Here is a 25,235-nt window from a genome sequence, read left to right on the forward strand (position 1 = left end):
GTTAAGGGGAAATGTGAGTAACATTTTTGCCCTATATACTACATCAATATTTCTTATATAATTAAACTGATTAACAAAATATTCTAAAAATGGGTATCAAAGAAATATATGGAAATTGATCGTATTGACAGAAAGATACTGGCAATCTTGCAGCGTAATAACCGCTTAGCAAATGTTGATCTAGCGGAAGAAGTTGGCTTGTCACCACCGGCGTGTTTAAAGCGTGTGAAACGACTAAGAGAAGGTAAAATCATCGTTGGTGACGTCGCGATTATTAACCCAGAATTGGCGGGTAACAAATTGACGCTCATTGTGTCTGTGGAGATGGAGCGAGATCGAGGGGATATCTACAGCGTGTTCCGTCAATCTATCTTAAAAGCACCAGAAGTTACCCAGTGTTATCAAATCACCGGCGGGTATGACTTTATGCTGGTGGTTTGTGTTCCGGATATCCAGACCTATGAGCGCTTTATCGAGCAAGTCCTTCACCAAGACCGCAATATTCGTAAGTTTCATACTTCGGTGTCGACCAAGACGGTTAAGTTTACCACTGAGGTCAATGTCGACGCGATATGAGATGCTTTGATTTGAAATTTCCAGCGACGATTTCTTGAACAGATTCTAATTGAAACTCCAGATCTATTAAGTAATGATGGGCAAATAATAGACAGATAAATATTTCAGGAGGAGCAAGCAATGAGTTATTTGGTCGAAGGCGCATGCCAATGCGGACAAGTCAGTTATAAATTACATCAGCCGCCAAAGATGGTGTTGGCATGTCACTGTATCGAATGTCAGAAACTCTCAACCGCCCCGTTTAGCGTTACAGCAATTGTTGCGTCGGAAGACATTGAAATATCAGGTGAGCTCAAAGAGTGGTCTCGACTAGCCGAAAGCGGTAACAAGAACTATGCGAAGTTTTGTCCAGATTGCGGTAATCGAGTTTACCACTATAACCCAGATGATCAGTCAACCTTAAAGCTCAAGCTAAAAGCCAGTTCGCCAGATGATCATTCGGTATTTGAGCCAAGTGCTCATGTGTGGGTCAGCGAAAAACAGGATTGGTACCAGATCCCTGAAGGGGTGAAGGTCTTTGAAAAGCAGCCTTAAGTTTTCATGAAGATAAAGCCTAAGCACAAGTCTTAGGCTTTAAAACATAATTAGTCACGCATCATTACACATGCATAAGCCGTCGTGAAAGCTTGCTCTTGGTATTGCTTTAAGCCAGTTTCCTTAAAGCTAATGGCAAGCGGATTCTTCTTCAAGCTCTCTTTGATCTGAGTTGGTGAAACCACTTCAACCTGTAAGTCATTGATAAGCTGGATTGCGGCTTCTAGTTTAAAACCAACTGCGCCACCTGCAAATTTACCTTTGGTTTGGCGCTGACGGATTACCACTTTTTCTACTTTGTAATCTTCAACTAGTTTGGCAAAAGAGAACTGGAACTTCTTCACTTCTTCTGTGCTATTTGCGTTACCAATAGAAATTTTTGCTACGCGGCAATCTGGTAAGTGCATTACGTTGTCAGAATGATCAAGAAGACAGATAACAGCGTCGTTACCTTTTAGCTCTACACCACAAATTTTCATGTTTATACCTAGTTAGTAGTTTGGTCGTCATTATATAGACCTAACAAAAGTTAGCGACCTTTAAATTGCGAGGGAGGTGATTTAGTAAGGGGAGGGGTAAGGAGGCCAGTGTCTTTGCTGGCCTAACGATAATAAAACTATGCTGGTATGTGTGTTAAGGACACAGCTTTCCGCGCTGAGCTACACTGTCAATCATGTAATCCCCACGTAGGTTTCGGTATACCACGGCATGCCAAACCTCATCATTTTCCAAAGTGAATTCAATCGCGTAGTTGATGCCATTCACGACCTGAGTTCTGATTTCATTAACTTCTTTTAGTTTAGACGCGGTATTCATTTGATTCAGTAGCGTGTCTACTGCTTGTTGAGCTTCAGGGGTCAGCTCAGAAACGCTCCAGCCACCCGCAAGTGCTTCGGTGCGGCACATCGGGCTGATTGATGCAGGATCTTTTTCAGGTTGTGTTGCTTGACTGCACCCAGCTAATGTGGCGATAGCCGTTAGGGAAACTAACCATACTTTATTCATGATAACTCCATAGCGAAATAGTTAACTGACGATTATGTATTGTAAGTGAATTACAAGACAGAATATGCACCGAGTATAACTTTTCGTTAGAGTTCAATATCAAAACAAAGTCAGAAAATAGCCGTTTTATGAATAATAAAACGGCTTGTCTATAGAAAATTTGATGCGATTAGCTTTTACCGCTTTCTCGATACTTGTATTGATAGTCGACGTTTAGCACCGCTTTATATTGAATGTCGCCTTTGTTATTGGCGAATTCTTTAACGTGAACTGTCATCTCATCGAGTTTCACGCTTGGGTAAACCACGCTGTTTTCGTGGATAGGCAACGCAGTTTGCAGTTCAGTACTATTCATCGCTTTCATCTCATCCATGAGGTCAAAAGCCGCATCATAAGCCTGCTGTTTTGTTGCGTATGCATCGGTAGTAAAACTTGTATTGGATGTTTCCGTATTGGTTGAAGCAAAAACGGAAGCACTCATAAGTAGTGACGCCAAAATAACAACTTTTTTCATGATTATTTCTCCTGATGGGTGACCTTCGAAACTAATACTACCCACCCAAGCGTAAAGCGTCTGTCAATCTGTGTAAGATTAATCCCACTTTTTGTAAAGCGTTTCTTTAAGTTCATCACCGTACAACAACAGAGTAAAGATACCGTTAGCGAGTGGGCCTTAATATCAGAAGGAAGTCATCGGATAACAATTGCCGCTGCGTAGGAGTTACCGTGCAGTTAAGCTATATTTACATCATCAGTTTAGTCTTGGCTAAATTTAACCTACTGTAATTATTATGATTATTTTTCTGTGACATACTTGGTATTTGATTTGCTTAGTGTAAACAGTGTCAAAACTAACATGGCATAGATAAAAGATAACCGTGATGGCAGTGGATGAATAGGACAAGGACATGAGGAAAGTAGGATTATTACTCATTATTTGTAGCGCGCTTATCGGCTGTAGTTCGAAGTTTGTCTACAACAATATGGATTGGTTGCTGGTCGAATATCTAGAAGATTACGTAGAGCTCGATAATGCGCAAGAAGATCTTGTTGAACGAAAGATTGAAGTCTTGAGTGAATGGCACCGTCGAGAAGAGATCCCCCACTATATCGATCACCTAGATGAACTCATGGCGATTGAACCACAGAGTTTCACTATCGAGCAATTACAAGTGCAGCAAGACAAAATACAGCAGCACTCGCTACGATTAGTCGCTCGAATAGCCCCTGAGATGTATGCGCTGGCACGGGAGTTATCAGATAGCCAAGTTAACGAGCTGATGGATAGCATACGAGTGCGACACACCAAATATAAGAAAAAGTACCAGAAGCTAAGTGAAGTGGAAATTAAGGCGCGATACAAAGAACGTATCGTCGATAGTCTAGAAACATGGATGGATGAGTTAACTCAAGGCCAACTGAAGACTGTCGATGATTGGGTCGATGAGCTATATGTCACGACCGATGACTGGATCAACTACCAAACGAATATGCGTATCGAGATGAACTCACTACTTGATCATCGACTCAATGTGGCAAGTTTCCAACCTCAATTCAATAAACTGATGTTTAACCCTGACACTTTGTACCCACCTCATCTAGAGGAGAAAATTGAGTACAATAAGCAGATAGGTAATCAATACTTGGTTAAAGTGATAAATGCCATGACGGATGAGCAAACGGAATATTACCGTGAAGAACTGCAAGACTGGAAAGATCTGGCTCAATCTGTTTTATAACCATTTTTACAAATGAGATCGCTGACTATTTGAACAATCACCAAGGCGGGTTAGAGTAAAGGATTGTTTTCTAACACAGTCAATAAAATGGAATGGATTCTGTTGTTTGGTGCGGGTGTCCTAGGTGGGATATTAAATAGCATCGCAGGAGGAGGGAGTTTTATTACCTTTCCTGCTCTTATGTTTGTCGGTGTGCCTCCTGTCATTGCCAACGCGACCAATACCTTTGCCGCTTGTGCAGGTTATATCAGTGGTACTTACGGCTTTCGTGACGATATTGCCAATACAGGGCATCGATTGACCTTTACGGTTGTCTTGAGTCTTGTTGGTGGTGCTCTTGGCGCTTATTTACTACTGATCGTTTCTGAAACGCAATTCTTGACTGCTATCCCATGGCTGCTGCTCTTTGCAACGTTACTATTTTTGTTTGGTGAACCGCTTAGCAGTGCCTTAAGCCGTCTATCTCAATCATCAAGTAATGGTTCAAAGCTCGGTCTGGTTGCGATCTCCATTATGTTAGTTGTCGTGTCTGCCTATGGTGGATTCTTTAATGCTGGCCTTGGTGTGGTGGTACTGAGCTACCTAGTGTTGGCAGGTTATCGCGATATCAACCAAATGAATGGCCTTAAATTACTGATTTCTTCCTGCGTGTCTATTGTCGCTATTGTCATCTTTGTGATTGATGGCTCGATTGATTGGGGGCGAGGCGTCGCGGTTATGCTTGGCACCTTATCTGGTGGTTATGTAGCAGCACGCGTATCGCGCCAAATCGAGCAGAAATACGTCAAAGGTTTTGTGGGTCTTTCGAGTATCGTGATGACGGTTTATTTCTTTATTGATACTTATGCTTAGTGTAAATAGTGAGCAGTTGAGCGTGGTCACATGCCGAGCTCTTTTGAGCACAATTTAGGTTAATTTAGCTTCGATCTAGGCATACTAATTACATCCAATAGAGGTTACTTTACCCCGGAAGTAGACCCTGTCAGATGTAGGAGGAATTATGGATAGAAAACTAGGCAGAGTGATGTCGAGCAGCCGAATGATTACCTTCATTGCTTTTCTTGCCGCGACGTTTGCATGGGTGCTAAGTATGCCTGCGTTGTTTACGGTTTCGTTGATCGCATTAGTTGCCAGTGGCATCTTGTATCTAAACGATAAGAGAAACAGCAAAAAAAAGAGCGCCTAACGGCGCTCTATCGATAGTTAGAAGAAGCCCAGTGGGTTGACGTCATAGCTGATCAGTAGGTTCTTAGTATTCTGATAGTGGTCGAGCATCATTTTGTGTGTTTCGCGGCCGATACCAGACTTCTTATAACCACCAAATGCGGCATGAGCAGGGTAGGCATGGTAACAGTTGACCCATACTCGTCCTGCTTCGATATTTCGACCCATACGATAGGCTAGATTCGCATCGCGAGTCCAAACACCCGCACCAAGACCATATTCCGTGTCGTTGGCAATCGCGAGTGCTTCTGCTTCATCCTTGAACTTAGTGATCGCAATTACAGGGCCGAAAATCTCCTCTTGGAAGACTCGCATCTTGTTATTGCCTTCAAGTAAGGTCGGTTGAATGTAGTAACCTGAGCCAATATCGCCAGTCTGCTGCGAGATTTCACCGCCAAACACGACTTTAGCGCCTTCTTGACGACCAATTTCTAAGTAGCTCAGAATCTTATCAAACTGCTCTTGTGAAGCTTGTGCGCCAACCTGAGTGTCCGTATCGAGTGGGTTACCTTGTTGAATGGTCTTAGCGCGCTCTGCGACTTTGGCAATGAATTGGTCGTAAACTGACTCATGTACCAGTACGCGTGAAGGACAGGTACAGACTTCCCCTTGGTTGAAGAAAGCCAGCAGAGTACCTTCGATACATTTATCAAGATATTCGTCTTCATGATCAAAGACATCAGGGAAATAGATGTTCGGTGATTTACCACCTAGCTCCACCGTTGAAGGAATTAGGCTGTCTGCCGCACATTTGAGTATATGGTTACCGATCTCTGTTGAACCAGTAAAGGCCAGTTTGGCAATTCTGTCGCTGGTGGCAAGCGCTTGGCCCGCTTCACTACCAAAACCGTTCACAATATTGATGACACCTGCCGGGATAAGATCGCCGATTTTTTCCATCAGCAACAAGATTGAAGTCGGGGTTTGCTCTGCTGGTTTTAAGACCACACAACAACCAGCGGCTAATGCTGGAGCGAGTTTCCAAGCCGCCATCAACATAGGGAAGTTCCATGGAATGATCTGTCCGACGACGCCAATCGGCTCAGGGAAATGGTAGCTAGCAGTATTAACGTCAAGCTCAGCAGCACTGCCTTCTTGAGCGCGAATACAGCCGGCAAAATAACGGAAGTGGTCGACCACTAAGGGTAAATCTGCCGCCAGCGTTTCTCTGACCGGTTTGCCATTTTCCCAAGTTTCCGCAACCGCAAGTTCTTCAATATGTTGTTCAATTCTGTCGGCAATCTTAAGAAGTATATTCGAACGTTCAGTCACGCTAGTCGCGGCCCAGCTAGCGCGAGCTTGATGAGCTGCATCAAGCGCCAAATTGATATCAGCTTCCCCAGAGCGAGCGACTTGGCAATAGGCTTGGCCATTGACCGGTGATGTGTTATCGAAATACTCACCAGAGACAGGTTTGACCCATTCTCCGCCGATAAAGTTGTCATAATGTGTCTTAAAGTTAACGACTGAATCTTGGCTGCCCGGTTGCGCGTAAATCATAAAAATATCCTTATTGTGTTCACTTCTTTGAGTTTTTATTGCGCTATTTTTCCACCGTTAGATGGTGAACAATTAGCGAGTTATCAAAGTAGGTAACGCAAATCACAGACCAAATGTTAAAAACTTGTTGTAATTTTTATCTAAGGCTAGAGTATTCAAAGGCTACACGGTGGTGTTTAAAACAGAGAGAGCGGTTGAACAGTAGAAGGTACCTGTTCAGTTGTTCAAAAATGGAACACTTTGATTGTTCAATACTGGGACAGCTATGGAATTACAATCTTTTGCAACAGATGGTTGGCTTGCTTCTTCATGGGAGAGGAGCTCCAATGCGGGCTTGAAACAAATAAAAAAGCCGGACGATATCCACCTGCCCAACTCGGTGTTGAAGGAGAGGCGCTATACGTCGCAGGCGGTGATTGAAGCGGTAAAAGATTCAGCACTTCCTCTTTTTAATCAAGTGCTTGCTCATAGTGATAGTCGTTTGATATTAACCGACCCCGATGGTGTAGTGCTTGCCGCTTGGGGTCAAGATAGGTTTCGTGAAAAGCTACTATCAATCGCGCTTGAACCCGGAAGCTGTTGGCTAGAAAAGCTTAAAGGGACCAACGCAATAGGTACGGCTTTGTATGAAAAAAGGGCGGTATCTATCATTGGTGATCAGCATTTTATCAAACAGCACCGCTTTATCAGTTGTTCGGCGAGCCCTTTGTTTAATCCTGAAGGTCAACTAGTCGGCGTGCTGGATATTACCAGTGAGCAGAGCCGCCATGATGTGACAACTCAGGTGCTGGTGCAGAATATGGTGCAGTTAATTGAAAACCATTTACTTACTCATACACCAGATGGTGCAATTCAAATCAATGTTGCTCATGATGAATCGATATTAAAAAGTGGCTGGCAAGGAATCGTCATTGCCAACGAGCATGGTGAGGTGTTGGCGCATAACCAAGTGGCGGCGCAGTTACTTCCTGATGTTCCATTGGTTGGGGCAAGCATTGATATGCTCTTTGAACGCTCTAGCAATGGCTCTCAGCCGCTTATATTCGACAAGAAGGGATTGGGCAAGCGTAGACTACCGAAAAAGAGTTTAACCCCGTCCAGTCAGCTTCATTATGGGGAAGAGAAGATTGAGCTTGCTTGGCAACAGGCAAATAAGGTGATGGGGCGAGATATCAATCTACTTATCCTTGGAGAAACGGGTGTAGGCAAAGGAGAATTTGTCAAAGCGCTGCACAAACAAAGCGACCGAGCGAACCATGCACTAATCACGGTGAATTGTGGTGCGCTACCTAAAGATCTCATCGAATCGGAACTGTTCGGCCATGCCCCCGGCGCCTTTACGGGGGCGAGTAAAAACGGCTATTTAGGCAAGATCAGGCAAGCGGATAAAGGAGTATTATTTCTCGATGAGATTGGAGAAATGCCGCTAGAAGCTCAATGCCGATTGTTAACGGTTTTACAAGACAAGGTGGTGATGCCAGTTGGTGAGACCAATAACTATCGTGTTGATATTCAAGTTATCTCCGCGACACACCAGAATCTGCAGCAATTGGTCGAGCAGGGTAAGTTTAGAGAAGATCTTTACTATCGTTTAAATGGCCTTGTGGTGACTCTACCTCCACTTAGAGAGAGACAAGATAAAGAAAGCCTCATCCAAGCCATCTTCGCTAAGTACAAACAAGGCTATCAGTCGATATCCCCAGCCCTAATGGAGGGGCTGCTCAGCTACCACTGGAAAGGAAATTTAAGGGAGCTGGATAACCTTCTGAAGGTGACAGCACTTATCGCCAATGAACAAGATGAGCTTACGGCAGAGCATATTCCGCAGCATTTCGCTCAGCCGTTGATGAGCCACGCGAAAACGGTAGATGATCGTCAGGAAGCAGATCTCAACACCACATTAAATCAAACGCTAATCACTGCCTACCAGAGCCACAAAGGCAACATAAGTAAGGTTTCACGTGTGTTGGGCGTGAGTCGTAATACTGTCTATCGTAAGCTCAAAGCGCTGGGGCTATTGCCGTCTAACGGATAACTTGACCAGATATCTCTGGGTGATAAAGCGGCTGAATCACATGCCCCTCAGGATCTTTGCAATGGAAGCTTCTTGCTCCATCGCAATGATCGTGCGGCGAGTCGAGTAATGTCACGCCCTTAAATTGCATAAATTCATACCACTCTTGTAACTGTTCTTTGCTATCCACAATCAAACCAAAATGATCAACGCTGATAGGCGAGCATATTCTTTGCGTAGCGGCGCGGCCTAAAGAGAGGTTATCGCATCCGTTAGTCAGATAAACAAGATTATTGTTAGCCCGACGGAGAATCGTCATGCCTAGAATATCGGTATAAAACGTCTCACATTCTTCAAATTTGTGTACCACTAAGGCGATATGTCTGATCCCCGAAAACGATTTTGGTCTTTCCATGACCATTTTCCTTGTATTGAATTTAAAGGATTATTGTATACAATGATTATGTGATATGGCAATGACATGATAATCAATTCAGGGAAGAGTTATGAGTATGTACTGTATAGTAGTTTCTAACCGAGTGAAGGAAGGTAAAGAAAAGGAATATCTGGCAATTATGCAGGAGAATGCAAGATCTTCAGTTAACAACGAGTCAGGTTGTATACAATTTGATATTCTTGAAGACTTTTCTAACCCGCAGCTATTTCACTTGTATGAAATCTATCAATCACCAGAAGCGCTGGCCGAACACAAAACGACGCCGCATTATTTATCCAGCAGAGAAATGTTGGCCAATATCGTTGTTGAGCAATCGGTCATTCGCTCGAATGTCGTTATGATGAATAGCAAAAAATAACCAAGGGAGACAAGACAATGCTTTGGAAAGTGTATCTTAGCGGAGAAATCCACACTGATTGGCGTGAAAGAATTATTGAAGGTGCAAAGGCGCGCGATCTCAATATCGAGTTCTTTTCCGCCAATACAGATCACGAGTCTAGTGACGCCGCCGGAGACTTGCTTAGAACTAATGAATCCAACTTTTGGCGAGATCATCAGTCTTCAAAGGTCAATGCGATTCGTACATCAACGCTGATCAAGCAATGCGATATTGGCGTCGTGCGCTTTGGTGACAAATATCGCCAGTGGAATGCGGCTTTTGATGCAGGTACGTTGGCAGCCCTTGGTAAACCCTTCATTACTTTGCATGACGAAGCGTTGATACACCCACTTAAAGAGGTGGATGCCGCTGCGATGGCTTGGGCCGAAACGCCAGAGCAAGTGGTTGAGCTGCTAAGCTATGTGATCAATTCATAAATAAAAGAGGAGCTACATGAGCTCCTCTTTGTTGAAACCTAGCGATTTACAAGCCGCCTTGTTGCTGCGCTTGCTTTACTAAAGCCTGACGTTGAGCTTCCTTATCTGTTACTTTATTGTCCTTTGAAGCGTTTTGTTCCTCTACCTGTGGAACGAATACAAAGTACTTATTAATAGTCATCTTAAGAACCTCAATTTAATGTTATTTAACCATCCAGGTTAGATTAGTCACCGATACCCGCGAAACGTATACGCGGTTCCTTGTTTAGGTTTCAAAAAATAGAGGATGCTAACTCAGTTAACATCCTCCATATGCAACTTAATTATAGGAGGAGATCGTAGGCTTATAAATAGGATTTCTCCTCCTTTTACTCTTTGCTGACAATAAAGTAGTAGGCAAACGTGTGCGTATTAAATGTCAGGAACGTCTTCAAAAATAAACATGCTTTTACGTTTACTCTTGTACCACCCTTTGTGCTTTTTGCCATTAGATTGAGCCCAATTCAATATGTCGGGGTAACCATTAGATAGATCCACTCTCTCTTTCGGGTGATGCCATTTTTCAGGAATGTGCATTGCCCAAGGTAAGTTGTTCTTGGAGAAGAAAAAGCGGTCTCCTTGCTGCTGAGTATCATCGTCACCTCGCCCAAATTGGCGCTTGGACGCTTTAGATGTTGCAGGCTTACCGGGAAAGTGAACCTCTACCCATTCACTTGTGGCGAGTTGGCGAGCAATAAATGTGTTGTAGGGCGGGGCTCCAAGAATTTCACTGCTTACGGGGTAGTTAAATGTGACCGATAAACGTAGTAGTTTTCCCGTGACTTTATTGGAACCGGTTAGCGTATTAGTGAGCTTAGAGCCTGAGTTAGCTGGTAAAGCGTCTTTTAAGTCAGCGATAACAACGATCAGTGTTTGATTTTTGTCGGCTATCGGCTCTACTTGGGTGGCGTTGCCCATCGTGGTGATACTGACTTGAGCAATATTGCTAATCGGAACATTAAGTAACAGTCTTAATGAGTTGGTATAAGTCGCCCCTCGCGCAGTAGGTAAGATCTTATAGTTAATCTGCTTCACCAGACCGTTTATCTTGTATTCTTCGATGTTGTAATTGAACACCGCGTCATTAAAGTCGTAGTCACCACGGTTCGGCCATTCATCTTCAAAAGCGATAGTGCCATCTTGTCCGTAAGAAGGGGAGTATGAGGTACTGGTCGATATTGATTCGGGTTGGCTATTTTTGTCACTGGCGTCGGTTTCATAGTAATTAATTTCGTTACCATCACTGAATCCGTCGTTATCGGTGTCTGGGTCTAAGACGGAGGTGTTATATAACTCAAGCTCTTGGGCATCAGTGAGTCCGTCGCCATCGGTATCAGCGAGCGTGGGTGACGTGCCGAGATCAGCTATCTCTTCCACGTCACTGTAGCCGTCACTGTCAGAGTCGGCCATTGACGGGTCAGTCTTGGTGGTCATCACCTCATATTGGTCGCTATAGCCATCTTGGTCAGTATCTGTAGAAGTTGGACTTGATTGGTAGATGACCGCTTCATCGAGGTCAGAAAGGCCATCTCCATCACTATCACTACTGAGAGGATCCGATTGGTAATAGATGACCTCTTCGTGATCATTGAGTCCGTCTTGGTCTGTATCATCATTCAGTGGATTAGTATTAAGTAATGTTGATTCGTTTTTATCTGATAGACCATCCCCATCACTGTCTGAGATATAAGGGTTAGATAGGTCTAGTGTACTGACCAATTCATTAAACTCAGCCTCGGCCGCGGTAAGTGAGGGAATCTCTCTGACTGAGTAAAGATAGACATTACCTGTATAGCCAGAGCTATGTTCAGAATCAGGACTCGATATCAGCGCATACCCATTACTTATAGAGAGGGCATAGCCAAAGTGGTCGTTGACTGCGCGCACCTCGGCACTTGTTGTACTGTCTAGCTGCCAGATGTCATCTTCCAGCTTGTAAAGGTAGACGGCACCTTTGTCATTATCATCACCTTGTGCGCCAACAAGAACAAAATCATCACTGATAACTAGGCTTGTGCCGAACTGATCGTGCTTTTCGAGCACATCAGGCATCAGCTTAGTCATCAGCTCCCAATTGTTAAGACGACGTTTATATAGGTAAACAGAACCAAGGAATTTGTCTGTCCCTTTTGTGGCATGGCTTTCTTTTGGTGAACCGACGACAGCGTACTGCTCCGAAATGGCCACGGCGCTACCAAATAACGCATTTTTGGTTAGGCTACCGCCCGTTAAGAATGCTTGCTTTGTCCAAGTCTCATCGTCATAGAAATAGATGTAACTTGCCCCTTGCTTACCTTGGCCATGTTCTGAATCACCAATAATTAGGTAGTTGTCTTGATAGGCAATGTCTTGGCCAAAACGGCCACTCTTTTTGCTTGAATCTGCGCTAAGGGTGGCCTCTAACACCCAAGATTGCTCTTGTAAGGTGTAGATGTATACATAGCCAGCGTTACCAGAACCCTTGGCCGGTGAGCCGATAATAATATGGGTGTTATCACTCGCTAGACTCGAAGCAAAGTCAGCAGGGGAAGCACTTTGCGGCTGTGTGATGATTTGATCGAATTGCCATTGCTCATCTTCTCGCTCATAGATAAACGCAGCACCGATTCCATCAATATCCGCACCAATGACCAGTCTCTGCTCGGAAAGGGCTATCGATTTGGCGTAATTTTGCGTGGAATTTGAGTATTGCTCTGGTACAGAAAAGCAGTTCTCAGAACTCCATTCCTGATTGATATTTTTAAAGCTACAGGCACCCCCATTAATTGAACCTGAACCGGATGCTGCAATGATGGCGTAATTGTCATTGAGTTCGACTTGGTGGCCAAAGTGGTTATGGATATGGCTTGATTCATCGGTAAGGTTGTTGATCAGGGAAACCTCATAGCCTAAGGCTAGTGATGGCAAGAGGGTGATAAACAACAAAAGATGTGTAGAGAATACTCGCATAGCAGATCTCCTAGCTCATAGCGTGATAAGTGATGACTGATAGCCCGGATATAGGCAAGGTCACTTCACGTGTGCCATCTATCTGGATTTTGATGGCTTCGGTGGTTTGAGGAACGGTAATCTTAGTTCGGTAGTTCAGGCCTTTAGACAAGGTGACGTCTTCGATCAGTAACTCGTTGTCGCCAACACTAAATAGAAGGATTTGAGTATCGGCTTGAGGAGCATCGAAGGTGATGTTGATGGCCAAGTGCTGTTGAGTTTGAAATGAAAACCCCGTGTCTACTGAGGCTGATGACAAGCGAGAGCTGGCCATTGCTTCGACTTGTGGTTGGGTAAGCGCTGGGGAAGAGACGGCGGCAGGTGTCTGACTTCCGCTCGGTTCATTGCCTGCGCTACTTTCACCACCACTGGTTCCTCCAGCATCGCCATCGCCACCACCACAACCTGAAAGTAGAACCGCTAGGCCTAGTTTTGAAATAATGCTTATTGCTTTTCGGTTCATCAGTTGTCCCCTTATGGTTTTTCTTTATATAAAGCAAGAGGTTTGCCATAAGTTGATGCAATTTAACTGTTTGATTTTTCTTTGTTTATAAAGGGAGTTTCAGAATGAGTGGCGGGAGTGTCAAAATGAATATCAATATAGAAAGTTTTGTTTGGCACATAAAAAAACAGCCAGCTTGACACTCAAGTTGGCTGTTTAAATAGTAAAGCTCTAATTACACGTCGTAAGTCGTAGACGCTGTGTCGCCGCCTGTACCAGTCCAGTTTGTGTGGAAGAATTCACCACGTGGACGGTCAGTACGCTCGTACGTATGAGCACCGAAGTAGTCACGTTGAGCTTGAAGTAGGTTCGCTGGTAGACGAGCTGTTGTGTAACCATCAAGGAACGACAGTGCCGAGATAGTACAAGGCATAGGAATACCTGACTCTAGCGATTTAGCCGCCACTTTACGCCATGCTGCTAGGCTGTTTTGTAGGATGCCTTTGAAGTAGTCATCTGAACCTAGGAATGCGATGTCTGGGTTCGCTTCGTACGCATCACGGATGTTGCCTAGGAATGCAGAGCGGATGATACAGCCACCACGCCACATTAGTGCAACGTTACCGTAGTTTAGGTCCCAGCCGTTCTCGTTTGAAGCTTCACGCATTAGCATGAAACCTTGAGCGTAAGAGATGATCTTAGATGCGAGTAGCGCTTGACGAAGTGCATCAACCCACTCTTGTTTGTCACCTTCAACTGGTGTGATTGTCTTACCAAATAGAGATTCCGCTTCAACGCGTTGATCTTTAAGAGCAGATAGACAACGAGAGAATACCGACTCAGAGATAAGCGTTAGTGGAATACCTAGGTCGAGTGCATTGATACCCGTCCATTTACCCGTACCTTTTTGACCAGCAGTGTCTAGGATCTTCTCTACTAGTGGCTCACCATCTTCATCTTTGTAGCCAAGGATGTCAGCGGTGATTTCTACTAGGTAGCTGTCTAGTTCAGTCTTGTTCCAATCAGCGAATACTGCTTGCATCTCGTCTGCAGACATACCAAGACCGTCTTTCATGAACTGGTAAGCTTCAGTGATTAGCTGCATATCGCCGTATTCGATGCCGTTGTGAACCATCTTAACGAAGTGACCTGCACCGTCGTTACCAACCCAGTCACAACAAGGCTCGCCAGCGTCAGTTTTAGCAGAGATACCTTGGAAGATAGGCTTAACCGCTTCCCACGCTTCAGCAGAGCCGCCAGGCATGATTGAAGGACCAAAGCGAGCACCTTCTTCACCACCAGATACGCCCGTACCGATGAAGTGAATGCCTTTTTCACGTAGGGCAGCAACGCGACGGTTAGTGTCAGGGTAGTTAGTGTTACCACCATCGATGATGATGTCACCTTTATCTAGAAGTGGCGTTAGTGCTTCGATGAACTTATCGACAACTTCACCAGCGCGAACCATAAGCATCACTTTACGTGGCGCTTCTAGCTTCTCTACTAGCTCTTCAAGAGAGTATGCACCGATGATGTTAGTACCCTTTGCTGGGCCTTCTAGGAATTCGTCTACCTTCGCAGCAGTACGGTTGTGAGCAACCACTTTAAACCCGTGGTCGTTCATGTTTAGGATAAGGTTCTGACCCATTACTGCTAGGCCAATTACACCGATATCACCTTTCATTATTTCTCTCCAATTTTCCTATTTGGACGCTCGCATTAAGCGATTTTTGCTGCTGCGTCTGAATCTAAGTACCACTCCGTTTCACCAGCTTTAGACTGGATTTTCGCTGCAGGATAAGGCAGCTCGCTTGCTGGAGTAGTATGAATTTCATTTACGATCTCGACTTTACCTGCACCCAGTACAAGGTAGCTGATTCGTTTTGCGGCTTCTAAAACTTTAGCAGTTTTAGAGACGCGAATTTGGCCTGATTCAGGATGAGTCGCTAATACGGATAGGTTCTCATCTTGATAGTCTGTTTGCCCAGGGAACAGAGAAGCAGTGTGGCCATCAGCACCAACACCTAGCAGGATCCAGTCAAATACTGGTGTGCCATTTTCACATGGGATCACTGCGGCCATTTCTTCTGCGAAGCGTTTCGCTTCAACTGTTGGCTCATCTTCACCGCGAATACGGTGAATGTTCTCTGCTGGCAGGTTTACTTGGCTGAATTCTCTTAGTTTTGAGAACAAAAGGGCATTCGCTTCACCGTAGTTGCTTTCTGCATCATCAGGTGCCACGCAGCGCTCGTCACCCCACCAGAAGTGTAGGTTGTTCCACGCAATACCTTCAGCGTATGGCGCTTCAGCCAGTAGCTTGAACAGCATCTTAGGTGTACTGCCACCAGACAGTGAAATGTGAACTGGACGCTCAAGTTCGCTGAACGATTTCATATCGTTTGCTAGGCTTTCTACCACTTGGTCAGCGGTTTGGAAAATCTTATGATTGATCATAGTTCGCAGTAATCCGTATCGGTTAGGTTTTTACAAGGGAAACGCCATGCGCGGTCATCACGCTGTAGCAAGTCGTCAGACTCTTTAGGGCCCCAAGTGCCACAAGCGTAGCCAAATAGTGCTTGAGGGTCTTGTTTAAAATCAAGAATTGGTTGAACGTACTTCCAACATGCTTCTACCGCATCACTACGAGCAAACAGCGTTGCATCACCATTTAAAGAGTCAAGCAGAAGGCGTTCGTACGCCGTTAGCATTTGAGTCTCTTGAAGCGACGCGTAGTGGAAGTTCATTTTCACTTCTTTCGCGTGGAAACCAGCACCTGGCTCTTTTAGGCCAAAACTCATTTGAATGCCTTCGTCTGGCTGAATTCGAATGATCAGTTTGTTTTCTGGTGCGTTTTGACCAAATACTGGGTGTGGTGTCTGTTTAAAGTGAATAACGACTTCAGTCACACGAGTCGGTAGGCGTTTACCGGTACGAACGTAGAAAGGCACGCCATTCCAACGCCAGTTATTGATGTACGCTTTCAAGCCAACATAGGTTTCAGTACGAGAGTCATCAGCAACACCCGGTTCGTCGCGGTAGTTCGGTAGGAATTCACCACGTACATCAGATTCAGTGTACTGACCTAGAACTAGGTTGTTACGCAGGTCATCTTCTTCCAGTGGTTTTAAGCACTGAAGCACTTTTACCACTTCGTCACGGATTGAGTCAGCGTTAATCTGCGCTGGTGGCTCCATACCAACCATGGCGAGTACTTGCAGCAAGTGGTTCTGGAACATGTCGCGAACAGCGCCTGAGCCATCGTAGTAACCGCCACGTTCTTCAACGCCCAAGAATTCTGCGCCGGTGATTTCAACATAATCGATGAAATTACGGTTCCAAAGCGGTTCGAACATCGCATTTGAGAAGCGGAAAACCAGTAGGTTTTGAACCGTTTCTTTACCTAAGTAATGGTCGATACGGTAGATCTGGTGTTCTTGGAAGTGCTCGTGAATTTCTTTGTCTAGCTTTTGCGCTGACTCTAAATCGTAACCAAATGGTTTTTCGATGATGAGTCGTTTCCAGCCATCATCTTCGTTATTCAAGCCGTGAGCGGCAAGACTGGCTGGGATGACGCTGTATAGACTTGGTGGCGTTGCTAGGTAGAACAGAGTATTACGCTGTTCAAAGCTGTATTTATCAGCAAGTTGGTCAAGACGCGCAGTCAGTTTACTGTAATCAGCGGTATCAGAGGTGTTGATGGCTTGGTAATGCAGATGATTGATAAAGGCATCTAGTGTTGCTGGCTCGGTTTTCTCCATTTCTTGGAGTGAGCGCTTTAGCTTTTCACGGTATGACTCATCACTGTATTCCGTACGACTCACACCAAGAATGGCGAAGTTTTCAGGCAGTTGTTTGTTTGAGTAAAGGTGATATAAAGCAGGGATCAACTTACGATAGGTTAAGTCGCCCGAAGCACCAAAAATTACGATGCTGCTGTTTTCTGGTATTACCATCATCTTTCCCTTAAAAACGAGGTAGTTAGCACTAATTTAGGCTGTTAGCGTATTGAGATGGTTCACCCTAACAACGAAACCTCAAATTATAAAACTGATACTGCCTATCAAATTGATAGGCAAAACCAAAAAAGCGTGCCAATTTCGAAAGCCTGAAATTTGTGAAAAACAGGTCTATTCGTTTATTTGGCAGCGTATTGTCTATGACTCTTTGACATACATCAACCTTTGAGAGGGCAATCGATTAAATAATGACTAGTTTCTTAGGTAAGTTATTGATAGATAGGGAAAGCATCTAGTTCAAAGAAACAATCTCTTTCTAGAGCTAATACTCAATATTGAATTGAGTTAGAAGTGAGATTTAAGAAATGTTTTGACCTTACGTATATGATCGTCACGATTAATCTCGCATATCTGATCTTCCGCTAGAAATAGCGTAGCATATTGTTTGTCTATCTTGTTCTCAAGAAACAGTAGATACAGCTTCGGGTCAATGTGTCCAGACGTGGCCATCTCGGTCATTATATTGAGTGACTCAGAGAGATTTTTGGCTTTTTTATATGGGCGATCACTTGAAGTCAGTGCTTCAAACACATCAGCAATGGCCATGATACGAGCAGGAATCGAGAGATCTTCTTCATACAAGCCACGTGGGTAACCTAAACCATCGATGCGTTCATGGTGGCCTCCGGCAATTTCTGGAACGTTCTTAAGATGCTCAGGGTAGGGGAGTCGATTTAACATCGTTATGGTTTGTATGATGTGATCGTTAATCATAAAGCGCTCTTCATCGTTGAGCGTTCCTCGGCGGATTGAGAGATTGTAGACTTCACCTCGGTTGTATTTCAGTTGACCGGGTTGTAAGACGAATTTTTCTTGCCAGACGTCTTTAGGGTTAATGTTTTGGGGCCATGGCACCTTATGTACTTCTTTATCGGAGAGAATAGATTCCATTATAGGTAATTCATGTCGCTTACCGGCTCGTTGTTGCTCAACCCTAGAGACACCAAGTTGATCATCAATGGTTCTTCGCCATTGATATTGGCTGATCGTTTTAATTCGCTCAATAGACTCATCGTCCATAAACTCTCCACCGATATTACAATGGGCGATAAAGGCGAAATCTTCATCTAGCTTTTGCTGTCTTTCGGTTAACGCGTGCTTAAGCTGCTTACTATCACCTTCACGATTAACTTGCTTTAAGTAGTCAATTTCAGCTTGCGCTTTGAGAAGCTCGAAACGCATACGTACTTCGTGGATTCGGTCGTAAATCGTTTCAAGCTTGGTCGCTTTGTCTATGACATATTCAGGAGTGGTCACTTTACCGCAATCGTGAAGCCAAGAAGCCAAGTGAAGCGCTTCCCATTCGCTATCATCCATGGAAAAATTCGCAAAGTATTGCTTATCTTCGCATGCTGCTTGAGTGAGCAATTTAGAAAGCTTAGGGACGCGTTGGCAGTGGCTACCTGTATAAGGTGATTTTGTATCAATAGCTGATGCGATAAGCTCAACGAAGGCGTTTAGCATCTCTTTTTGTTGACGGATTTTGTCGATATTTTCCTTCGCCAATTCTGCAAAGCTTAACAGCTCTCGCAAGAAGGCGTGCTTATCACTTTGCTCTTGGGTAATGGCTCGCTCATAACCGAGCAGTAATATGCCGACCAGCTCTTCGCTGCGATTGATGAGCGGGAATAAATAAACATCAGAGTTATAAAGGGTGTCACGGTATTTAGCGACGGTATTGTCGTTTCGATTAAAGTGCAGTACCTCTCCCTTAGCAAGGTCCTTCTGAATCCAGGCCGTAGATTGTAGAAACTCATTAATATCGATTTTAAATGGAATAATAGCGTGGTTGGCGGACACTTCATAATCACCTTCGGCAGAATCTTTGGTATAGAGGACGATTGTTTCAGCACGTGTGACTAAGTAGCTTTGATGAGTAATGGTTTTAGCAAGCACGGAAAAGTCTTGGTTACTGGCTGTCTCACGCAACAGGCGTAACAAATCGTGTAGGGTATGCTCCATTAACTCGATAGAGGTGGTTAAGTTTGCCACTTCTTTAATGACGCTTTTAGAGTAACGGGTTTTCTTGAAATCAAACCTCGCGATGCTGTCAGTTTGATGCATCAAGTTTTGCAGAGGGTTTGCGAGCCTCTTCGCGACAATCCATACGATAAAAAAGCTCATTACCATTAGGGTAAATGCGACTTTGAGCTGCTTGTCTCTCATAGAAAGTAGGTTGGCAAGCAGATCGTCTTGCGGGGTGGCTTCGGCAAGTAAGATTCGGGTGTGTTTATTTAAATTGACCGGAGTCAGCGTAATTGACCAATCAAGGTCGTTTTCCGTCGCTTTTTCATAGAGTATCTGACTAGACATTCGGCCTAATACTTTAGAGAAAAGGCTATTTTCTATTTGGGTGCGATTTTCTTGTTGGTTATCACTGAGGGTGAGATCACCTTGGTAGTGGGCCAATACATTAAACTGGTTGTCAAACAGGACCAATTTACTTGTATCTGAGTAGCCAAGTTGAGCAATCTGTTCAGATAAGGAGTTTAACGTAAAGTCTGCACCAACTACCGACTTTCCGTCTGCGCTTCGGCGCGAGAAAGTGACCCCATTTGTTTGGAGAAAATAGAAGAAATAGGGCTCTGTTAAGCGAACTTCACCATCATTGGATGCGTTTTTAAACCAAGGCCGAACTCTAGGGTCAAATTCGTTGCCATTGGTTTTGTTGTAATCAAGAACTTTATAGTTACCATCAAGAAAATAGAAAATGTTCGCGCCAGAAACATAGGTTTGATTGATCATTAAGGTCGCTTTACTTGGCGCCCCAAAACGCTCGCGTTCGGCATTGGTTCTTAGCGGACGAAACAATGCTAACTCACCTTTTTCATTTCCATAATAGAGAGCGACTAATCCAGGGCTACGTTTAAAAATGAGATTGAGAGAGGTGAGAAAACGTACTTCTTTATGCGGTTTCTTATTTCGTTCGACAACCTCGCTTAGCGCCATAAAGTCGAGGGTGGTCAAAATGGGGCCTGTGTTGAGTTGGAATGTCGATTCCAATTGACGGCTATTTTCTTCACTCAGTTCTTTTGCACTTCCGGCTAGCAATTCTTGGGCGTGACGATAACTAATCGCGATAAGCACTGCGCCGACTAAGGTGGTCAGAATTAAAAATAGACTAGTAATATGAATACTGAGTGAATATTTACGTTTTCGCATGCTCTACCTTTAGTGGCTGACTTAATAATTATTAGTCGAAAATCATGGAAATGCATATGTTAAGGAGACTTCTTGCGTGTGGTTCGTCATCTGATTTAGCAAAGCAGTAAGCAAGATGAGTTGTTTATAAGTCGAAACAAAATATCGTCAACAAGCGGTAACTTTTTAAGTACAATCTGTGCTCCCAAGTGATTCACTAAGAATAAATACAATGAAAAAGATAATCCCAATTGCCGCGCTTGTAATGTCAGCACAAGTCTTCGCTAGCGACTTTGATCTCAAAGCCACGATGAAGCAGATGAAAATGGAATTTAAACAAGCAGCTCAAGCTGAAGAAATCACTGATATGCAGTCAGCGCTATTAAATCTTTCGGAGCTTATTGAACAGTCGAAGCGTGGTGATTACCCACCAGAAAAGTATGATCTATACCAAGAGGGTTTTAATAAACTTTCTGTCGCGATTGATTCTGTTGAAGCAAAGCTAGATGCGGGTGATCTCAATGCTGCGAAAGCAGAACTGAAAATGGTTGATGACCTACGTGTTGAATACCACGACAAGCGTAATCCAAGTATTTGGAGCAAGATTTTCGGCTAAGTTGTTTAGTATTTATCAATCAGCATGATCTGAGTTAGATTTTCTAACTAATTAACTGAACTTGTTGCAAGATAGTTATATATTTTCGCTCAATTAATCGAGAGTGAAAATGATACGGACATCAAACTTTAAGCGAAGTATGCTGATCGCAAGTGCCCTTAGCTGGGTGCTTGTGACTTTGATGCCTGTCATTAACGCACATGGCTCCAGCGCAGGCGTTTGGGCGACTCTTTGTACTATCAATGGCTTTGAACTTGTTCAGGTTGAAGAAGGTAAGCCAGAGGTACAGCATAGTAAGCCCTGTCCGTTCAGTCATTTCTCGGTCTTTCACCAAGATTCACTTCCAACACCAACATATCTACTAAAGTCTTCGTTAGCAGTTGAAAACCCGTACACTTTTTTGGCTCTAAGTGAGCGGTTCCAGATTGCTATACCACGCGCTCCACCGTCCTATTCCTACACTTAATCTAACAATCAAATAAAACAGGCTTTAAGCCACTTAAGTAAAGTTAATGCTCAGCAGCTGACCTTGAATAGATTCGAGGGGCTCGCTTATACGCACAAAAAGGAAGACAAGATGTTGGGTAGTCAAATTCAGACTGGACCTAAGGAAAGCGCACGTGCGTCAAACGTTCAACAACAAAATAAGGCAAGGTACTTTCTCGTTTGGAGATGGCACTTCTATGCGGGGTTATTTGTTATCCCGTTTATGCTGATGTTAAGCCTGACTGGCATAGTGATGCTGTTTGATGATGAAATTGAACAGATGAGATATCAAGAGTTGATCAGCGTAGAAGAGCAAGCTAAACAACTAACGATATCTACTCAGTTAGAAGCGGTAAAACAAGCCTATCCTAATTCGTCAATCACGCAGGTCATCGTCACGGAAGATCCTACTCACGCAAATCGATTTAATGTTCGTTTGGAGGATGGAAGCTCGATCTTTGCGACCGTTAATCCATATACCGCCGAAGTATTAGGGCAAATAGACCGAAGCGATAGCTGGTACCAGTTGGCCAATGATATTCATGGCACTTTGCTGATTGGTAAGTGGGGGGACTATCTAATCGAAGTCTCTGCGAGTTTAGGTATTCTGTTGCTCGTTAGTGGTATCTACCTCTGGCTGCCTAGAGACAATGCATCGAAAGCTGGTTTTCTAAAGATTCGCTTTAACAGTGGTAGCCGCACTTTAATGAAGGACTTACACGCTAATCTAGGCGGTACGATTTCTGTTGTCTTTTTGCTATTTTTGTTATCGGGCCTTGCTTGGACCGGCGTGTGGGGCGCAAAAATGGTGCAGGGCTGGAATACGTTCCCGACTTATTACACGTGGGGCGAGAAACCGCAATCGACGCCACTGCATAACAACCTAAACCATGGTAGTGAAGAAGAGATGCCGTGGAACTTAGAGTTAGCGCCAGTGCCAGAATCGGACCCGCACCATGGGCATCATCAACAGGACTCAAGCCAAGACAAGTACGATGTGAGTCGTTCAATTGATATCGATACTATTGATCTTAAAGCAGAGCAGCTTGGCCTGACGCAATATCGGATATTCTTGCCTCAGAGTGAGACGGGTGTTTACACCATTGCCGCAAACTCTATGGCAGGAGATGTTGTTGATCCACGCCTCGATAGAACTGTACATATCGATCAATACACTGGGCAGACGCTGATTGACGTGACGTGGGATGATTACAGTATTATCGCGAAGTTAATGGCTGCTGGGGTGTCGTTACACCAAGGTGACTTAAGCGCCCTCAACAAATGGTTGAACGTATTCTTCTGCGTTGCTTTTATTGTTATCGCGATTACCGGTGCATGTATGTGGTGGATTCGACGTCCGGCAAGGCAAAACAAGCTTGGTGTGCCTGCTAGGTTTAAGCAAGAAGGCGTGTGGAAAGTAGGCTTAGCTACACTAGTATTGATTGGGCTATTATTCCCTTTGGCTGGCGCGACGATCGTGGCTGCAATGCTGATCGACGCTTTATTGGTGCAGAAAAGTGACAGACTAAAGACATACCTTTCATCATAACCATTTGTAAATTGAATAAGACGGCTGCCTGCATTGATGTAGGTAGCCGTTTTTGTTTGTTTTTACTGCGATAAAACTGATTTATAGCAAATTTTCTTGTTGGAGAAGGCGTAGGATGATCTCTCATGCAAAGAGGCTAGAACCATAAAATAACAAGAGAAAAACCTATGAATGAATTAGTACAACGATTTTTGCGCTATGTGACTTTTAATACTCAATCAAATCCAGCCGACTCAGGTTGCCCAAGCACTCAGGGACAAATGGTGTTTGCGGAGTTTCTAAAGCAAGAATTAATCGACATGGGGTTATCTGACGTGTCGCTTGATACCAATGGCTATTTAATGGCAAAACTACCGAGTAACGTTGACTATGACGTTCCAGCTATTGGTTTCATCGCCCATATGGATACCGCTCCTGATGCCTCTGGAAAAGATGTAAAACCGCAAATTATTGATGACTATCAAGGTGGTGATATTGCGTTGGGTAAAGGGGATGAGATTCTGTCTCCGATTCAGTATCCAGAGCTGCACAAGCTTCATGGCCATAACTTGATTACTACCGACGGTACCACGCTATTAGGCGCGGACAACAAGGCAGGGATTGCCGAGATTTTGTCTGCGATTTCAGAGCTGATCGCGAATCCAGACATACCTCATGGTGATATCTGTGTTGGCTTTACGCCAGATGAAGAAATCGGACGCGGGGCGAACCTTTTTGATGTTGAGAAATTTGGTGCTAAATGGGCTTATACCATTGATGGTGGTCCAGTTGGTGAGTTGGAGTTTGAAAACTTTAATGCCACTAGCGCTGACGTAATTTGCCATGGCGTTAATGTTCACCCTGGAACTGCTAAAGACAAAATGATCAACTCAATGAACATTGCTGCTCAGTTTCAAATGATGATGCCAGCAGACGAAACTCCTGAGACTACCGAAGGGTATGAAGGTTTTTATCATCTTAAATCGGCTGAAATGTCGGTCGCTCGTAGTGAGTTAGGTTACATCATTCGTGATTTTGACCGAGAAGGACAAGAGCAGCGCAAGCAGTTTATGGTAGATAAAGTTGCTGCGTTGAATGAAAAGCTAGAGAAGGGCAGAGTTGAATTGATTCTGACTGACAGCTATTTCAATATGAAAGAGCAAGTTGAGCCATTCCCGCATGTTATAGAGTTGGCGAAACAGGCGATGATTGCCTGTGATGTGGAGCCTCAGATTAAACCGATTCGTGGCGGTACTGACGGTGCCAGACTCTCATTTATGGGCTTGCCATGCCCGAATATATTCACCGGTGGATATAACTTCCATGGTATTCACGAGTTCATTTCAATTGAAGGGATGGAGTTGGCGGTAAAAGTAATTGTGACACTGGCAGAAAAAACCGCATTAAACTATCGATAAGTTATACTTAGGACGCTGATATCTAGCGAAAAATCATATACATTTATAGTTAATGATTGGACAGCTAGGTATCAGCATGAAAAGGATTTTTTTACTCGTATCCCATCTTGGTTGCATCGTGTTGGGTTTCGCCTTAGGAATATATGCTTTACCTATTCTTACTCAACCTCTTTCTCCGACAATGACTGAAGTGCAAAAGGTTACTAATCAAGCACTTTATACCGCGACATTTCAAAAAGAGCGCCAAGGCAGTGATTTCTTACACTGGGGGGAGGGCTCTGTCTCTATCAGCTCACAGCAAGTTGCATTTGTTGGGGCATTGGCACCCGGTCCAGACTACAAACTTTACTTTTCTCCGACCTTTGTTGAGACCGAAGCGGATTTCAATGCCAATAAAGCGCAGATGATTCAAGTTGGCGAAGTGAAAAGCTTTGATCGTTTTACAGTTTCACTTCCCGAAGGGTTTCCGCTAAAAGACTACAATACCGTTATCGTGTGGTGTGAAACCTTTGGCGAATTCATCACGTCAGCTCGATATAAATAGCTAAATTGTAGGTTTTTCCTTAGGTTTGATACTGCTGTCTTAATGTAGCCTGACATTTTGGAATTGTTTGCAATAATCAGTTAGTTTCTTGCAAAACACTGACATTTTGTTAGTGCTCGAACTGATAATGCGTGGCTTGCTCAATGGCTGTA

25 protein-coding genes are annotated in these 25,235 nt (G+C 44.0%); 13 read left to right on the forward strand and 12 right to left on the reverse strand.

Annotated features, from left to right (window positions below):
• Window positions 1-108 precede the first annotated feature (108 nt).
• Window positions 109-576: an Lrp/AsnC family transcriptional regulator gene (locus tag VIA_RS05255; RefSeq protein WP_004411522.1), complete on the forward strand. Its 468-nt coding sequence runs from the start codon at window positions 109-111 to the stop codon at window positions 574-576.
• A gap of 120 nt (window positions 577-696) precedes the next feature.
• Window positions 697-1,110, forward strand: coding sequence for a GFA family protein (locus VIA_RS05260; RefSeq protein ID WP_004411523.1), 414 nt, complete (start codon window positions 697-699; stop codon window positions 1,108-1,110).
• Between the two features lie 50 nt (window positions 1,111-1,160).
• Here VIA_RS05260 and VIA_RS05265 read toward each other — a convergent pair whose 3' ends face one another.
• The 3 genes from VIA_RS05265 to VIA_RS05275 all read right to left on the reverse strand — a co-directional run bounded on the left by VIA_RS05265 (window position 1,161) and on the right by VIA_RS05275 (window position 2,629).
• Window positions 1,161-1,589, reverse strand: coding sequence for a DUF3010 family protein (locus VIA_RS05265; RefSeq protein WP_004411524.1), 429 nt, complete (start codon window positions 1,587-1,589; stop codon window positions 1,161-1,163).
• A 154-nt stretch (window positions 1,590-1,743) separates the two neighbouring features.
• Complete coding sequence (locus VIA_RS05270; protein ID WP_004411525.1) at window positions 1,744-2,115, reverse strand: cystatin domain-containing protein; 372 nt, start codon at window positions 2,113-2,115, stop codon at window positions 1,744-1,746.
• Between the two features lie 169 nt (window positions 2,116-2,284).
• Complete coding sequence (locus tag VIA_RS05275; protein WP_004411526.1) at window positions 2,285-2,629, reverse strand: DUF3316 domain-containing protein; 345 nt, start codon at window positions 2,627-2,629, stop codon at window positions 2,285-2,287.
• 394 nt (window positions 2,630-3,023) lie between these two features.
• Here VIA_RS05275 and VIA_RS05280 point away from each other — a divergent pair, with 394 nt between their 5' ends.
• From VIA_RS05280 to VIA_RS05290, 3 genes are all read left to right on the forward strand, one after another.
• Window positions 3,024-3,854, forward strand: a complete 831-nt coding sequence (locus VIA_RS05280; RefSeq protein ID WP_004417763.1) for a DUF6279 family lipoprotein — start codon at window positions 3,024-3,026, stop codon at window positions 3,852-3,854.
• 87 nt (window positions 3,855-3,941) lie between these two features.
• Window positions 3,942-4,706 (forward strand): sulfite exporter TauE/SafE family protein, encoded by a 765-nt coding sequence (locus tag VIA_RS05285; RefSeq protein WP_004417765.1) that lies wholly within the window; start codon window positions 3,942-3,944, stop codon window positions 4,704-4,706.
• Window positions 4,707-4,854: 148 nt separating this feature from the next.
• Entirely contained in the window at window positions 4,855-5,040 is a 186-nt protein-coding gene (locus VIA_RS05290; protein WP_004411529.1) for a hypothetical protein, read from the forward strand.
• Window positions 5,041-5,057: 17 nt separating this feature from the next.
• Here VIA_RS05290 and exaC read toward each other — a convergent pair whose 3' ends face one another.
• On the reverse strand, window positions 5,058-6,578 hold the full coding sequence (gene exaC / locus VIA_RS05295; protein ID WP_004411530.1) for an acetaldehyde dehydrogenase ExaC: 1,521 nt from the start codon (window positions 6,576-6,578) through the stop codon (window positions 5,058-5,060).
• Window positions 6,579-6,843: 265 nt separating this feature from the next.
• On the opposite strand from exaC, the gene VIA_RS05300 reads away from it, so the two are divergent.
• A complete protein-coding gene (locus VIA_RS05300) occupies window positions 6,844-8,613 on the forward strand; it encodes a sigma-54-dependent Fis family transcriptional regulator (RefSeq protein WP_004411531.1) in 1,770 nt (589 codons plus the stop codon).
• Here VIA_RS05300 and VIA_RS05305 read toward each other — a convergent pair.
• The gene (locus tag VIA_RS05305; RefSeq protein ID WP_004417770.1) at window positions 8,603-9,007 is read right to left on the reverse strand and encodes a VOC family protein; all 405 of its coding nucleotides are present in this window, start codon (window positions 9,005-9,007) and stop codon (window positions 8,603-8,605) included. The genes VIA_RS05300 and VIA_RS05305 overlap by 11 nt on opposite strands.
• 97 nt (window positions 9,008-9,104) lie before the next feature.
• On the opposite strand from VIA_RS05305, the gene VIA_RS05310 reads away from it, so the two are divergent.
• Together VIA_RS05310 and VIA_RS05315 are read left to right on the forward strand one after the other, a co-directional pair.
• On the forward strand, window positions 9,105-9,407 hold the full coding sequence (locus tag VIA_RS05310; protein ID WP_038211330.1) for a putative quinol monooxygenase: 303 nt from the start codon (window positions 9,105-9,107) through the stop codon (window positions 9,405-9,407).
• Between the two features lie 17 nt (window positions 9,408-9,424).
• A complete protein-coding gene (locus tag VIA_RS05315) occupies window positions 9,425-9,865 on the forward strand; it encodes a YtoQ family protein (protein ID WP_004411534.1) in 441 nt (146 codons plus the stop codon).
• Window positions 9,866-9,911: 46 nt separating this feature from the next.
• Here the strand turns inward: VIA_RS05315 and VIA_RS22570 are convergent, their stop codons facing one another.
• The 7 genes from VIA_RS22570 to VIA_RS05345 form a co-directional block, all read right to left on the reverse strand.
• Entirely contained in the window at window positions 9,912-10,046 is a 135-nt protein-coding gene (locus VIA_RS22570) for a hypothetical protein (protein WP_004411535.1), read from the reverse strand.
• A gap of 230 nt (window positions 10,047-10,276) precedes the next feature.
• Window positions 10,277-12,853, reverse strand: a complete 2,577-nt coding sequence (locus VIA_RS05320) for an LruC domain-containing protein (RefSeq protein ID WP_004411536.1) — start codon at window positions 12,851-12,853, stop codon at window positions 10,277-10,279.
• Window positions 12,854-12,863: 10 nt separating this feature from the next.
• Window positions 12,864-13,355 carry a hypothetical protein gene (locus VIA_RS05325; RefSeq protein ID WP_004411537.1) on the reverse strand — a complete coding sequence of 164 codons (492 nt, stop codon included), beginning with the start codon at window positions 13,353-13,355 and terminating at the stop codon, window positions 12,864-12,866.
• Window positions 13,356-13,569: 214 nt separating this feature from the next.
• On the reverse strand, window positions 13,570-15,018 hold the full coding sequence (gene gnd, locus VIA_RS05330) for a decarboxylating NADP(+)-dependent phosphogluconate dehydrogenase (protein ID WP_004411538.1): 1,449 nt from the start codon (window positions 15,016-15,018) through the stop codon (window positions 13,570-13,572).
• Window positions 15,019-15,053: 35 nt separating this feature from the next.
• On the reverse strand, window positions 15,054-15,788 hold the full coding sequence (gene pgl, locus VIA_RS05335; RefSeq protein ID WP_004411539.1) for a 6-phosphogluconolactonase: 735 nt from the start codon (window positions 15,786-15,788) through the stop codon (window positions 15,054-15,056).
• Complete coding sequence (gene zwf / locus VIA_RS05340) at window positions 15,785-17,287, reverse strand: glucose-6-phosphate dehydrogenase (RefSeq protein ID WP_004411540.1); 1,503 nt, start codon at window positions 17,285-17,287, stop codon at window positions 15,785-15,787. The genes pgl and zwf overlap by 4 nt, the downstream gene beginning before the upstream one ends.
• 348 nt (window positions 17,288-17,635) lie before the next feature.
• Window positions 17,636-20,512 carry an HD domain-containing phosphohydrolase gene (locus VIA_RS05345; protein ID WP_004411541.1) on the reverse strand — a complete coding sequence of 959 codons (2,877 nt, stop codon included), beginning with the start codon at window positions 20,510-20,512 and terminating at the stop codon, window positions 17,636-17,638.
• A 211-nt stretch (window positions 20,513-20,723) separates the two neighbouring features.
• Here VIA_RS05345 and VIA_RS05350 point away from each other — a divergent pair, with 211 nt between their 5' ends.
• The 5 genes from VIA_RS05350 (at window position 20,724) to VIA_RS05370 (ending at window position 25,083) form a co-directional block, all read left to right on the forward strand.
• Complete coding sequence (locus VIA_RS05350; protein WP_004411542.1) at window positions 20,724-21,107, forward strand: cytochrome b562; 384 nt, start codon at window positions 20,724-20,726, stop codon at window positions 21,105-21,107.
• A gap of 109 nt (window positions 21,108-21,216) precedes the next feature.
• The gene (locus tag VIA_RS05355) at window positions 21,217-21,573 is read left to right on the forward strand and encodes a hypothetical protein (protein ID WP_038211317.1); all 357 of its coding nucleotides are present in this window, start codon (window positions 21,217-21,219) and stop codon (window positions 21,571-21,573) included.
• A 111-nt stretch (window positions 21,574-21,684) separates the two neighbouring features.
• On the forward strand, window positions 21,685-23,142 hold the full coding sequence (locus VIA_RS05360) for a PepSY-associated TM helix domain-containing protein (protein ID WP_004411543.1): 1,458 nt from the start codon (window positions 21,685-21,687) through the stop codon (window positions 23,140-23,142).
• Between the two features lie 167 nt (window positions 23,143-23,309).
• Window positions 23,310-24,539 (forward strand): peptidase T, encoded by a 1,230-nt coding sequence (gene pepT / locus VIA_RS05365; RefSeq protein WP_004411544.1) that lies wholly within the window; start codon window positions 23,310-23,312, stop codon window positions 24,537-24,539.
• A gap of 76 nt (window positions 24,540-24,615) precedes the next feature.
• Complete coding sequence (locus VIA_RS05370; RefSeq protein ID WP_038211319.1) at window positions 24,616-25,083, forward strand: DM13 domain-containing protein; 468 nt, start codon at window positions 24,616-24,618, stop codon at window positions 25,081-25,083.
• Window positions 25,084-25,235 lie beyond the last annotated feature (152 nt).

The organism is Vibrio orientalis CIP 102891 = ATCC 33934, from assembly GCF_000176235.1.
Lineage (GTDB): Bacteria > Pseudomonadota > Gammaproteobacteria > Enterobacterales > Vibrionaceae > Vibrio > Vibrio orientalis.

What these genes read in the sequence shown, in the direction of transcription:
- VIA_RS05255 (WP_004411522.1), top strand. Translation starts at nt 109, where the DNA reads ATGGAAATTGATCGTATTGACAGAAAGATACTGGCAATCTTGCAGCGT.
- VIA_RS05260 (WP_004411523.1), top strand. Translation starts at nt 697, where the DNA reads ATGAGTTATTTGGTCGAAGGCGCATGCCAATGCGGACAAGTCAGTTAT.
- VIA_RS05265 (WP_004411524.1), bottom strand. Translation starts at nt 1,589, where the DNA reads ATGAAAATTTGTGGTGTAGAGCTAAAAGGTAACGACGCTGTTATCTGT.
- VIA_RS05270 (WP_004411525.1), bottom strand. Translation starts at nt 2,115, where the DNA reads ATGAATAAAGTATGGTTAGTTTCCCTAACGGCTATCGCCACATTAGCT.
- VIA_RS05275 (WP_004411526.1), bottom strand. Translation starts at nt 2,629, where the DNA reads ATGAAAAAAGTTGTTATTTTGGCGTCACTACTTATGAGTGCTTCCGTT.
- VIA_RS05280 (WP_004417763.1), top strand. Translation starts at nt 3,024, where the DNA reads ATGAGGAAAGTAGGATTATTACTCATTATTTGTAGCGCGCTTATCGGC.
- VIA_RS05285 (WP_004417765.1), top strand. Translation starts at nt 3,942, where the DNA reads ATGGAATGGATTCTGTTGTTTGGTGCGGGTGTCCTAGGTGGGATATTA.
- VIA_RS05290 (WP_004411529.1), top strand. Translation starts at nt 4,855, where the DNA reads ATGGATAGAAAACTAGGCAGAGTGATGTCGAGCAGCCGAATGATTACC.
- exaC (WP_004411530.1), bottom strand. Translation starts at nt 6,578, where the DNA reads ATGATTTACGCGCAACCGGGCAGCCAAGATTCAGTCGTTAACTTTAAG.
- VIA_RS05300 (WP_004411531.1), top strand. Translation starts at nt 6,844, where the DNA reads ATGGAATTACAATCTTTTGCAACAGATGGTTGGCTTGCTTCTTCATGG.
- VIA_RS05305 (WP_004417770.1), bottom strand. Translation starts at nt 9,007, where the DNA reads ATGGAAAGACCAAAATCGTTTTCGGGGATCAGACATATCGCCTTAGTG.
- VIA_RS05310 (WP_038211330.1), top strand. Translation starts at nt 9,105, where the DNA reads ATGTACTGTATAGTAGTTTCTAACCGAGTGAAGGAAGGTAAAGAAAAG.
- VIA_RS05315 (WP_004411534.1), top strand. Translation starts at nt 9,425, where the DNA reads ATGCTTTGGAAAGTGTATCTTAGCGGAGAAATCCACACTGATTGGCGT.
- VIA_RS22570 (WP_004411535.1), bottom strand. Translation starts at nt 10,046, where the DNA reads ATGACTATTAATAAGTACTTTGTATTCGTTCCACAGGTAGAGGAACAA.
- VIA_RS05320 (WP_004411536.1), bottom strand. Translation starts at nt 12,853, where the DNA reads ATGCGAGTATTCTCTACACATCTTTTGTTGTTTATCACCCTCTTGCCA.
- VIA_RS05325 (WP_004411537.1), bottom strand. Translation starts at nt 13,355, where the DNA reads ATGAACCGAAAAGCAATAAGCATTATTTCAAAACTAGGCCTAGCGGTT.
- gnd (WP_004411538.1), bottom strand. Translation starts at nt 15,018, where the DNA reads ATGAAAGGTGATATCGGTGTAATTGGCCTAGCAGTAATGGGTCAGAAC.
- pgl (WP_004411539.1), bottom strand. Translation starts at nt 15,788, where the DNA reads ATGATCAATCATAAGATTTTCCAAACCGCTGACCAAGTGGTAGAAAGC.
- zwf (WP_004411540.1), bottom strand. Translation starts at nt 17,287, where the DNA reads ATGGTAATACCAGAAAACAGCAGCATCGTAATTTTTGGTGCTTCGGGC.
- VIA_RS05345 (WP_004411541.1), bottom strand. Translation starts at nt 20,512, where the DNA reads ATGCGAAAACGTAAATATTCACTCAGTATTCATATTACTAGTCTATTT.
- VIA_RS05350 (WP_004411542.1), top strand. Translation starts at nt 20,724, where the DNA reads ATGAAAAAGATAATCCCAATTGCCGCGCTTGTAATGTCAGCACAAGTC.
- VIA_RS05355 (WP_038211317.1), top strand. Translation starts at nt 21,217, where the DNA reads ATGATACGGACATCAAACTTTAAGCGAAGTATGCTGATCGCAAGTGCC.
- VIA_RS05360 (WP_004411543.1), top strand. Translation starts at nt 21,685, where the DNA reads ATGTTGGGTAGTCAAATTCAGACTGGACCTAAGGAAAGCGCACGTGCG.
- pepT (WP_004411544.1), top strand. Translation starts at nt 23,310, where the DNA reads ATGAATGAATTAGTACAACGATTTTTGCGCTATGTGACTTTTAATACT.
- VIA_RS05370 (WP_038211319.1), top strand. Translation starts at nt 24,616, where the DNA reads ATGAAAAGGATTTTTTTACTCGTATCCCATCTTGGTTGCATCGTGTTG.